Source organism: Nocardioides sp., assembly GCF_035703625.1.
In the GTDB taxonomy this organism is placed as follows: Bacteria; Actinomycetota; Actinomycetes; order Propionibacteriales; family Nocardioidaceae; genus Nocardioides.
In genome coordinates this window covers 1-10,109 of record NZ_DASSXS010000072.1, presented here as the reverse complement: position 1 = coordinate 10,109, position 10,109 = coordinate 1, and the positions used below count along the sequence as shown (strand labels likewise).

The 10,109-nt window shown below is 72.1% G+C and carries 9 protein-coding genes and 1 tRNA gene; 4 read left to right on the top strand and 6 right to left on the bottom strand.

The window, feature by feature from the left end:
- Positions 1-17 precede the first annotated feature (17 nt).
- Positions 18-1,565 (bottom strand): hypothetical protein, encoded by a 1,548-nt coding sequence (locus VFN12_RS03710; RefSeq protein ID WP_325117239.1) that lies wholly within the window; start codon positions 1,563-1,565, stop codon positions 18-20.
- A gap of 189 nt (positions 1,566-1,754) precedes the next feature.
- Between VFN12_RS03710 and VFN12_RS03705 the strand changes: the two genes are divergently transcribed.
- Both VFN12_RS03705 and VFN12_RS03700 read left to right on the top strand, forming a co-directional pair.
- Complete coding sequence (locus VFN12_RS03705; RefSeq protein WP_325117238.1) at positions 1,755-3,899, top strand: acyltransferase family protein; 2,145 nt, start codon at positions 1,755-1,757, stop codon at positions 3,897-3,899.
- A gap of 77 nt (positions 3,900-3,976) precedes the next feature.
- Complete coding sequence (locus VFN12_RS03700) at positions 3,977-4,276, top strand: DUF3263 domain-containing protein (protein ID WP_325117236.1); 300 nt, start codon at positions 3,977-3,979, stop codon at positions 4,274-4,276.
- Positions 4,277-4,282: 6 nt separating this feature from the next.
- On the opposite strand, the gene VFN12_RS03695 is transcribed toward VFN12_RS03700, so the two are convergent.
- From VFN12_RS03695 to VFN12_RS03680, 4 genes are all read right to left on the bottom strand, one after another.
- Complete coding sequence (locus tag VFN12_RS03695) at positions 4,283-5,194, bottom strand: DMT family transporter (protein ID WP_325117235.1); 912 nt, start codon at positions 5,192-5,194, stop codon at positions 4,283-4,285.
- Positions 5,173-5,781 carry a hypothetical protein gene (locus VFN12_RS03690; protein WP_325117234.1) on the bottom strand — a complete coding sequence of 203 codons (609 nt, stop codon included), beginning with the start codon at positions 5,779-5,781 and terminating at the stop codon, positions 5,173-5,175. Before VFN12_RS03690 ends, VFN12_RS03695 begins: the two co-directional genes overlap by 22 nt.
- 71 nt (positions 5,782-5,852) lie before the next feature.
- Positions 5,853-6,554 (bottom strand): sortase domain-bontaining protein, encoded by a 702-nt coding sequence (locus tag VFN12_RS03685; RefSeq protein ID WP_325117233.1) that lies wholly within the window; start codon positions 6,552-6,554, stop codon positions 5,853-5,855.
- Between the two features lie 174 nt (positions 6,555-6,728).
- Complete coding sequence (locus tag VFN12_RS03680; RefSeq protein WP_325117232.1) at positions 6,729-7,733, bottom strand: adenosine deaminase; 1,005 nt, start codon at positions 7,731-7,733, stop codon at positions 6,729-6,731.
- A gap of 65 nt (positions 7,734-7,798) precedes the next feature.
- Between VFN12_RS03680 and orn the strand changes: the two genes are divergently transcribed.
- Both orn and VFN12_RS03670 read left to right on the top strand, forming a co-directional pair.
- Complete coding sequence (gene orn, locus VFN12_RS03675) at positions 7,799-8,443, top strand: oligoribonuclease (protein ID WP_325117231.1); 645 nt, start codon at positions 7,799-7,801, stop codon at positions 8,441-8,443.
- A 46-nt stretch (positions 8,444-8,489) separates the two neighbouring features.
- Positions 8,490-8,565: transfer RNA gene (locus tag VFN12_RS03670), tRNA-His, on the top strand.
- 278 nt (positions 8,566-8,843) lie between these two features.
- Here VFN12_RS03670 and VFN12_RS03665 read toward each other — a convergent pair.
- A partial coding sequence (locus VFN12_RS03665) for an aminomethyltransferase family protein (RefSeq protein WP_325117230.1) occupies positions 8,844-10,109 on the bottom strand: 1,266 nt, incomplete at its 5' end.

The window sequence follows — 10,109 nt, the reverse complement described above, 5'->3', positions numbered from 1 at the left end:
TTTCGCCCGGGTCGTGCTCAGCACCCGCCGTACGTGCCGCGCCGCAGCGCGTGACCGCCGGTGCTCAGCTTCCCGTTCTTGAGGGGGAACGCTCGCTGCCAGTCGGAGAGCGCCGTCGTGCGGTTCATCTCCGCTGTCTCGCCCTTGCCCTTCATGCTCATCCGCAGCGTCATCGGCACGTCCGGGACAGCAGCTGGGCTGCGGACGGTGGCGATCACCCGGCCGTTGACGAACCAGGAGATGTGGCGCCTGGTCATCTCGACCGCGAACGCGGCCGACGCGGAGGTCAGGCGGGTGAGGGGCTTGCGATAGGTCCACCTGGTCGCGCTGCGCAGCGCCCTGGCGCCCACCGTGACGCCCCCCTGGTGCGCGGCCACGTCGGCGACCGTGATGACACCGCAGTTGCTGTCCGGCCGCCGGTCGGGCACCAGCTCGACGCTGACCCGGTAGTCGCGGGCGTCGTTCTCCGGTGTCTTGAGCCAGAGCTTGACCTCCCAGCGGCCATACCTCATCGGGTTGCCTCGCAAGGTCGCCGCCGTCGTTCCGAAGTCTCCCGCGCCCAGGTGGTTGCGCTGGCTGTCCAGGATCAGCTGGCCGTTGTGCGGTACGGCTCGACCCGACCCGTTGGACGTGTCGAGCCACCGGCCGTGGAGATCCGATCCGCGGTAGGGCGGACTGGTCAGCGACTCGCCGAAGGCAAACCCGAAGTCCCACAGTGCACGACCCCACCCGTGGGTCTGGCTCGCCGAGTCCGAGCTGTCGACGCGCGACGCCGGCTGGGACGCCTCGGTGGTCGCGGCGGAGGCCGTGCGGGCGCTTGGCTGCTGGGTCGTGCTCGCCGCCGATGCTCCCGCCCCACCCACGCGGACATACGTCGGGAACGAGGGGAACCATCCGATCTCGTTGCCGTCCGCGAACCAGTCCTCCTGCCGCACCCGGTAGACGACGACCCCCGGGGCTGCGGCCGTCTCCTGGAACCGGCCCTGGCCCTGATCGTCCGTCGTTGTCGTGCCGAGGGTCTTCCAGCGGTTGCCACCGACGCGCTGTTGCAGGGTCAGGGTCCGCCCCTTGAACGCCGGCCCGGGGAGGTCGCCGCGCCACATGAAGGTGGGGGTGGTGTCGACCTCGATCGCGAAGTTCTCACCGACCTGGGGGTTGTCGGGCACGACCGTCAGGCCGAGGTCCTGGGACCTGGCGGTCACGGGTCGGGCCGGCGTGGCCGCACCCGCGGTGACCACCCGCGCATGGAGGCCGAACATGGACGGAGCGGGGTAGCGGAACGTGAAGCTCCCGTCGCCCTTCGTCCAGCCGTGCCACTCACGCTCCGGCTCGTTCCAGAGGGCGCCCGGTGTGCCCCACCGGATCTGCAGTCGGATCCGCCGCACCCCCAGCCGACCGATGTTCCCCTCGAACGTCAACCGCTGGCCACCCACGTAGACGGGGGGCGAGATCCGCAGCGACGCCTGCGCCTGCTCCGCCGAGACGCTCGGTGGGGCCAGCGCCACGGCCGCGAGGGCCAGGATCGCCACCCCCAGGGTCGTGCGAACACGATGCAGGGCCCCCATGACAAGCCTCCTCAAGGTTCCTTCGAGCAAGACGGTACGACGGGCCACGCAACTTGTCCGGCGACCCGCGCACAACGTTTTCGGAACCCGGCATCCCACGAACTACCCTGCTGCCCGTGCTGACCGCCCTCCAGACCAACGACCGACCGCTCGTGGACGTCGGCGACCGCGTCGCGGGCGCGCAGCCAGATGGCGACTGACTCGCCGGCGGCGTCCCCGAGGCAGCAGTTCCGCCTCGACATCCAGGGCATCCGCGCCGTCGCCGTGCTGCTCGTGGTGGCCAACCACATCGCCCCCGGGGCACTGCCCGGTGGGTACGTCGGCGTCGACGTGTTCTTCGTGGTCTCGGGCTACCTCATCACCACACTGCTGGTGCGCGAGGCCGACGCCAACGGGCGGGTGTCGCTCAGCGACTTCTACGCCCGCCGGGCGCGACGGATCCTGCCCGCGGCCACGGTGGTGACGATCGCCACCGCGCTCGCCTCTCTGCTCACGCTCGCACTGCTGCGCACCCAGACGGTCCTCACCGACGCGGTGTGGGCGACGTTCTTCGCCGCCAACGTGCGCCTGGCCACCACCGGCACCGACTACTTCGCGCAGGGCGAACCGCCCTCGCCGCTGCGGCACTACTGGTCGCTCGCGGTGGAGGAGCAGTTCTACCTCGTGTGGCCGCTGCTGCTGATGCTGTGCCTGCTGTGGGCGCGTCGCCGCGGTGGCGCGCAGGGTGGACCGAGCCTGCGACGCGCCGCCGGCGTGCTCCTGGCCGTGGTCGTGGTGCTCTCGCTGGCCTGGTCGGCGTGGGACACCTACGCCTCCCCGGTGACGGCGTACTTCTCCACCTTCGCGCGTGCGTGGGAGCTGGGCATCGGGGCGGCCTGCGCGCTCCTGCCCCGGGGCCTTCGCCTCACGAGCGCGGCGCGCAACGCGCTGGCCCTCGGAGGACTGGGTGCCATCGGCGTGGCCACGCTCACCCTCACCGAGGCCACCCCGTTCCCCGGGACCGCTGCCCTGCTGCCGGTCCTCGGCACGGCGGCACTGATCGTCGCCGGCGAAGGTGAGCGCTCGACCGTCGTCGGCCGCGGCCTCACGGTGGGCCCCCTCGTGCTGATCGGCGACTGGTCCTACTCGATCTATCTCTGGCACTGGCCCGTGATCGTGCTGGTGCGCAGCAACCTCGGACCCGAGCGGTTCGGCAGCATCACGGTGCGGCTCCTGACGCTGGTCGTGGTGTTCGCCCTCAGCTGGGCGACGTTCCGCTGGGTCGAGACGCCCTTCCGGACCGGCCGCAGCTGGCGTCGTACGGGCCGCGCCCTGCTCATCTACCCGGTCAGCGTGGCGACCGCGCTGGCGACCGTCCTGGTCGCGGGCCAGGTGATGAGCTACCGGTTGGGCGAGTGGTCCGACGAGCCGGCGATCGAGCTCGCCGACTACGGGGACCGCCACCTGGGGAACGACCCCTACGTCGCGCTGGTACGCGCGTCGGTGCTGGCGGCCGAGGACGGACGAGCGGTCCCCGGCGACCTCACGCCGGGGCTGCTGGCGCTGCGCAGCCAGACCGCCCCGCTGGGGCAGTGCGACTACCGGACCGGCACCACGAAGCTGTGCCCGGTGGGAGACGTGGACGCCGAGCGCACCATCGTGGTGCTGGGCGACTCGCGTGCCCGCGCGTTGTCGCCGGCGGTCGAGGAGATCGGCCGCGAGTACGGATATCGCGTGTACGTCCTGGTCTACAGCGGCTGCACCGCAACCGCGCTGCAGCAGGTCGACCGCGACACGGGCCGGGCGTGGGGCGCCTGCGAGGAGTTCAAGGCCTGGGCGAGGACGACCGTCGCCGACCTGTCGCCGGACCTGGTCGTGGTGTCGACGGCCGCGGGGAGGCTCATCGACCCCAGGACCGGCGACACCCTGGACGACACCGACGACGGCTACGCCTCCGCCCTCGAGCAGGGCTGGGCCGAGCTGTTCGAGGACCTCCGCGCCCACGCCGACCAGGTGTTCATCGTCGGGAACACGCCCAAGCTGCCCCAGGAGACGGGCGTCTGCCTGAGCAACGGTCACCCGGACCTCGGCGACTGCGCGTTCCGGCCCGGTCGCTACGCCGCCCGTGATGCCCGGCTGTCGTTCGCCGCGGCCGAGACTGCGGGGGTGGGCTCCGTGGATGCCTCGAAGTGGTTCTGCGCCTACGGACTGTGCCCCTCGGTCATCGGCAACTACATCGCCCTCCGCGACTCCCACCACATGACCCCGGACTACAGCCGGTGGCTCGCGACGCCCCTGGCCGCCGAGCTGGGTATCGACGCGGCGGCCACGCACCAGGCCCTCCCCCCTCGGTGATTGCCCGGATCACACGGGCCGGGCGTCCGACGCGACCCGGTGCGCGGGCTGCGCGACGCCATGGCAGGGTCCTCGCCATGGACAGGAGACCCAGTCGGAACACGGCGTCCAGCGACGACAACGCGGCCGCCGCCCCGGACCTGAGCGAGCGTGACCTGGAGATCCTCGACTTCGAGCGCCAGTGGTGGGAGTACGCCGGCGCCAAGGAGACGTCGATCCGCGAGCGGTTCGGCATGACTGCGGTGAAGTACTACCAGCGGCTGAACTGGATCATCGACCAGCCGCAGGCGCTGGAGCACGACGCGCTGCTGGTCAAGCGCCTCAGGCGCAACCGGTCCGCACGCCAGCGCAGCCGGTCCGCACGCCGGCCCGGCTGAGCATCGTCAGCCCCGTCGCGGGCGACAGTTGACCAGGTAGACCCCCAGCACGACCAGCGCCGCCCCGACCAGCAGCGAGACGGTCAGGGTCTCCCCCAGCACGATCGCGCCGATCACGACGCCCACCAGCGGCACGAAGAAGATGTACGACGCCGCGCGGCCGGCCTCCCCCGCCGAGACCAGGCCGAACCAGAGCGACCAGGCGAGCGCCGTACCGACGAGCCCGGCGAAGGCCAGCGCAGCGACGAACTGGGGCGACCAGGTGATGTCCGGACCCTCGACCACCAGCCCCACGAGGGTCAGCAGCGCGCCGCCCCCGAGGAACGGGAGCGCGACCGCCCACCAGCCGTCGATGCGCCCGTCCGTCGACTTGAACACGATGGTGCCGAGCGCCCACGCGAGGGCGCTCGCGACGGCGAGTGCCACCCCGGCGGGCGAGACGTGCCCGGCGAAGGCTCCGCCGCCGACGACGACGATGCCGGCGAACCCCAGCACCAGGCCCGAGATCCTGCTCGGCGTCATCGGCTCACCGAGCAGCCACCACGCCAGCAGTCCCACCAGCACGGGCTGGAGGTAGATCAGCACCGCGGCCAGGCCCGACGGCAGGAGCCCGATCGCGACGGTCTGGAGACCGAAGAAGAGCAGCACGTTGAGCGCCGTCAGCAGCGAGTAGTCACGCCCCTGGCCGGCGAGCACGGGGCGGCCGCTCCGGCTCCACGCGAGCACGGCCATCACGGCTCCCCCGAGCAGGGCGCGCAGGCCCGCGAAGAGGATCGGCGGCGACGACTCCAGCCCGACCTTGACCGCCGCGAACGTCGCGCCCCAGGCCAGGATCAGGAGCGCGATCGCCGCGCGCTCCCGCGTGGCGTGCCGGGTCGCGGGCCCCGCGGCCGCGGTCAGCTGGGAGCGTGCAGCCACGGATCCCTGAGGTCCAGGAAGACCGGCTCGCCGACGGTGAGTGCGTCCATCTCGCTCATGATCTCCTGCATCTCCGGGGGAGGCTCCTTCTGCTCGCCCTCGCGTGCCTCCTCCTCGGAGGTGAAGTAGATCGCCATCGTCCAGGCGCCCTCGTCATGGCTGACCGAGACGGTGCCCAGGATGTCCGGACGGAACTCCGCCCAGTCCGTCGGGTCGCTGGCCATCAGCTCGCGCGCCCGGTCCGGGTCGCTGGTCCGGCCCTGCATCACCTGCACGAAGCCCGCCGTGCCGGGGTCGCCGGGCGTGTCCACCTCGACCGTCGTACTGTCCCGGAACTCCGCCGGGCCCGAGAACAGCGCGGCGGTCGCTTCCCACCAGGCGCTCTGCTCGGGTCGGTCGCTGTTCTGCCGGGCCGCATCCTCCGACTCGAACCGGACGATGGACACGAAGGTCCCGTCGTCCGTCACCCCCGAGGTGCTGCCGAGCCACCCGGTCGCCCCCGGCGCGAAGTCCGCCACCCACCTGTCCAGCTGTGCGCGCACCGCGGCGGCATCCGAGACCTTCCCCTGGATCACCTGTACGAACATGTCGACCCCTCCCCTTCCGTCACTGACGTGATGAACCTTCGGGCGACGCTACTCCGACAGGCGAGGCAGGATCAGCCCTGACTGGTCCGGTTCGTCCTCACCAGGACCCCGACCTTGTCGATCCGGTGCTCGGGGTTGTCGAACTCGTCCGCCCAGTAGTTGCCCGCGGCGTGGTCCTCCACCGTGGCGCAGGTCGAGAGGGTGATCATGGCCCGCGTCGCCGGGCGGCCCGGACGGCCCGGTACGGCGGCCCGCTGCTCGGCCAGCGAGCGGGCGGACCGGAACGACGTCCACCGCGTCTGCCGGATCTCGTAGACGTAGCGCCACCGCGCCGTCTCCACCACGACCCGTCGCCCGGACCGGAGCCGGGGCAGGAACTCGAACGCCCGCGTCGAGGACAGGCGGTGGGCGGTGACCTGGTAGTTGCCGATCCCCCCGGCGCCGACACCGCCACGCGGACCGTGGGGGCTGGCCGCGAGACCACGGTTCTGGATCGCGGTCCCCGCGGCGTCGTCGGTCCGGCCGCGGTAGGGCACGACCCGCAGCCCGTCGATGCCGAGCGCCGGGATGGCGAGCCGAGCCGCCACCGGTCGGCCGTCGCTGGTCGCCGGCCCGGAAGGAGGCGTCGAAGCCTCACGGGCTGCCGGGCGCTCGGCCGGGCGCGGGCTGGCGTGCGTCGCGCGCTCCCGGGGCTCACTCCGCACGGCCGGATCGGCCGCACAGGCCGACAGGAGCCCGGCGACCACGAGCGCGAGCAGTGGGCGCGGAATCACCCCACGAGCCTACGTCGCGTCGCGACACGCCCGGCCGCGTGACCACCGGGACGATCGTCGGGAGGGCACGGCTCCTCCTGACACGCCCGCAAATGCGGGGGAACCGGCTCCGTCATCGATACAAAGGAGTCGGCCCCGCGGAGTATGAGTTCGCGGGGCCTCGACCTGTGCCGCTCAGGCGTAGGCGTCGATCTCGGCCAGCACGGCCGCCTTCACCCGGTCCTCGGCGAAGGACGCCCGCACGGCGGTGCGGGCCAGGTCGGCGACTCCCGCCTCGTCGAGGCCGAGCAGGTCGGCCGCGATCTCGTACTCGCGGTTGAGGGAGGTGCCGAACATCGGCGGGTCGTCGGAGTTGACCGTCACGGTCACGCCCGCCTCGCGGAAGCGCGCGATCGGGTGGTCGGCGAGCGCGGGGACGGCACGGGTGGCGACGTTGGACGAGGGGCACACCTCGAGCGGGATGCCGGCCTCGGCGAGGTGGGCGAGCAGGGCGGGGTCCTGGGCCGCCGTCGTACCGTGCCCGATCCGCTCGGCGCCGAGCAGTCGCAGCGCGTCCCACACCGTCTCCGGACCGGTGGTCTCCCCGGCGTGCGGGACGCTCCGCAGGCCGGCGGCACGGGCGGCCTCGAAGTGCGGCTGGAACTGCGGCCGGGGTACGCCGACCTCGGGGCCGCCGAGCCCGAAGCCGACCAGGGCGTCGACCCGGTGGTTGAGGGCGTAGTCGAGGGTGGCCTCCGCGGCGGGCACCCCGAACTCGCCGGGGATGTCGTAGATCCAGCGCAGCACCAGCCCGAAGTCCCGCTCGGCAGCCACCCGGGCGTCCTCGATCGCCTCGGTGTAGGCCTCGATCGGGACGCCGGCCGCCACCGAGGTGTAGGGCGTGCAGGTCAGCTCGGCGTACCGGATCCGCTGCCCCTCCGCCATCTCGCGGGCGACCTCGTAGGTGAGGAGCCGGACGTCCTCCTCCGTCCGGATCAGGTCGACGACCGCGAGGTAGACCTCGATGAAGTGGCCGAAGTCGCGGAACTCGTAGAACCGGCGCAGCTCGTCGGGGTCGCTGGGGACGACACCGGGGTGTCGGGCCGCCAGCTCGGAGACGATGCGGACGGAGGCCGAGCCGACGTGGTGCACGTGGAGCTCCGCCTTGGGCAGTCCGGCGATGAACGTGGAGAGGCTCATCCGCCGCAGTCTGGCAGCGGACGATGGCGGAGTGCCAAACGGCGACGAACAGTAGGGTGAGCGACGTGAACGAAAGACTCGTCTGGATCGACTGTGAGATGACCGGGCTCGACCTGCGCGCCGACGCGCTGATCGAGGTCGCCGCCCTCGTCACAGACTTCGACCTCAACGTCCTCGGGACCGGCGTCGACCTGATCGTGAAGCCGCCCGCGGAGGCGCTGAGCCAGATGACCGACTTCGTCCGCACCATGCACGAGACGTCGGGCCTGCTCGCCGAGCTCGACAAGGGCCTGACCCTCGGCGAGGCCGAGGAGCAGGTCATGGCCTACATCCACGAGCAGTGCGGCGAGAACGCCCGCCCGCCCCTCGCCGGCAACAGCGTCGCCACCGACCGCGCCTTCCTGTCCCGGGACATGCCCGACCTCGAGCGCTTCCTCCACTACCGGATCGTCGACGTCTCCTCGATCAAGGAGCTCTCGCGCCGGTGGTTCCCGCGGGCCTACTTCCAGTCTCCGGCCAAGCGCGGCAACCACCGGGCGCTGGCCGACATCCAGGAGAGCATCGAGGAGCTCCGCTACTACCGGGAGGCCGTCTTCGTCCCGCCGCCCGGGCCCGACAGCGACACGGCCCGCGCCATCGCCGCCAGGCACGGGGGCTCCCTGACCGGGAAGCCCGGGACGGCTCCTCCCGATGCGGGGCCGACGGCCTGACCCGGCTACACTTCTCTCCGGTTCCGGTCACCTCCGGAGCCTCATGGTGGGCGTAGCTCAGCTGGTAGAGCATCGCGTTGTGGTCGCGAGGGTCGCGGGTTCAAGCCCCGTCGCTCACCCCAGTCACGGATGAGGGCCCCGGCTCAGTGCCGGGGCCCTTGTCCGTTTCCGCTCGGGTGAGTGCGCGTCGAGGACAGCGACCGCGACACCCTGGGACGGGGGGACGGGGTGGGGCGCCCCAGGGTGTCGTACGGGTCGAACTGCTGACCTGGCGGTGGGGCCCGACCTGCGGTTGAGTCCCACCGCCCGGTCGGTGTTGATAGGACAATCGTGCTGGTGGCGCAGTACGCAGCGCCATCGGTCTTTGGTACTAGTACGACCTCCGGCGCCCGGGCCGGACCTAGACCTTGACCCGTGCCGAGGTCGGGTCGTACATCGGGCGCAGGGACACCTCGACCGGGTGCCGCACGCCGGCGATGTCGACCTCCCAGGTGCCGGCCTTGACCCAGTCGGAGGTGACCGGCTCGCCGCCGCCGGAGACCATGGCCAGGCCGACCGCCCCGCCGAGCGTCCATCCGTACGACGCCGCCCGCACGTAGCCGACGGCCTCACCATCCCGGTGGAGGATCTCCGCGTGGTGGAGCAACGGGTCCGGGTCGAGCACCCGGACCTGCACGATCCGCTGCCCCATGCCGCCGGCCGCGGCATTGGCTGACTTGCGGGCCAGCACCGCGTCGCGACCCACGAAGCCACCCGGCTTGTCGAGGGCCAGCGCGAAGCCGAGTCCGGCCTCGAGCGGGCAGTCGGTGTTGTCGATGTCGTGGCCGAAGTCGCGGTAGGCCTTCTCCATCCGCAGCGATGCCAGGGCCTTGAGACCCACCGGTCGCAACCCGTACGCCGCCCCCGCGTCCTGGAGCGCGTCGTACACCCGGAGGGTGTCGGAGGCAGGGATGTAGAGCTCGTAGCCGAGCTCGCCGAGGTAGGTGATCCGCACGCACAGCACCTCGACGCCGGCGAGCTCGAGCCGGCGGGCGGTGCGGAAGCCGAAGGCCTCGGTCGAGAGGTCGGCGTCGGCCAGCGCGGCGAGGACCTCGCGCGACCGGGGTCCCTGGACGTTGAGCTGGCCGTGGTCGGCGGTGACGTCGGTGACCGTGCAGTCGGCGTCTCCGACGTGGCGCGCCAGCCAGGCCAGCGCGTGGCCGTGCGCGGTGTCGGACGCGACGACGAAGAAGTCGCCCTCGGCCAGCTTGGTGACCGTCAGGTCGCCCTCGATCCGACCGTCCTCGTCGAGCCACTGCGTGTAGGTGATCGTCTCGGACTTCTCGTTCACGGCTCCGGCCGAGACCCGGTCGAGCACGTCGCCGGCGTCGGCGCCCTGCACCCGGAACTTCGCCATGAAGCTCATGTCCATCAGACCGACGCCCTCGCGGACGGCACGGTGCTCGGCCTCCCACTGCTCGAACCAGGGCGCCCGGCCCCAGGTCGGCTCGGCCTCGGGGGTGGTGCCCGTCCCGGCGAACCAGTCCGCGCCCTCCCAGCCCGACACCTCGCGCAGGTAGCCGCCCTGCTCGACCAGCCGCTCGTGGACGGGCGAGAGGAGGGTGTTGCGGGCGGTGCGCAGCTGCTTGCCGGGCGTGTGCGCGGCGTACACCGTGCCGAGGATCTC

What these genes read in the sequence shown, in the direction of transcription:
- VFN12_RS03690 (WP_325117234.1), bottom strand. Translation starts at nt 5,781, where the DNA reads ATGTTCGTACAGGTGATCCAGGGGAAGGTCTCGGATGCCGCCGCGGTG.
- VFN12_RS03710 (WP_325117239.1), bottom strand. Translation starts at nt 1,565, where the DNA reads ATGGGGGCCCTGCATCGTGTTCGCACGACCCTGGGGGTGGCGATCCTG.
- VFN12_RS03705 (WP_325117238.1), top strand. Translation starts at nt 1,755, where the DNA reads ATGGCGACTGACTCGCCGGCGGCGTCCCCGAGGCAGCAGTTCCGCCTC.
- VFN12_RS03700 (WP_325117236.1), top strand. Translation starts at nt 3,977, where the DNA reads ATGGACAGGAGACCCAGTCGGAACACGGCGTCCAGCGACGACAACGCG.
- VFN12_RS03680 (WP_325117232.1), bottom strand. Translation starts at nt 7,733, where the DNA reads ATGAGCCTCTCCACGTTCATCGCCGGACTGCCCAAGGCGGAGCTCCAC.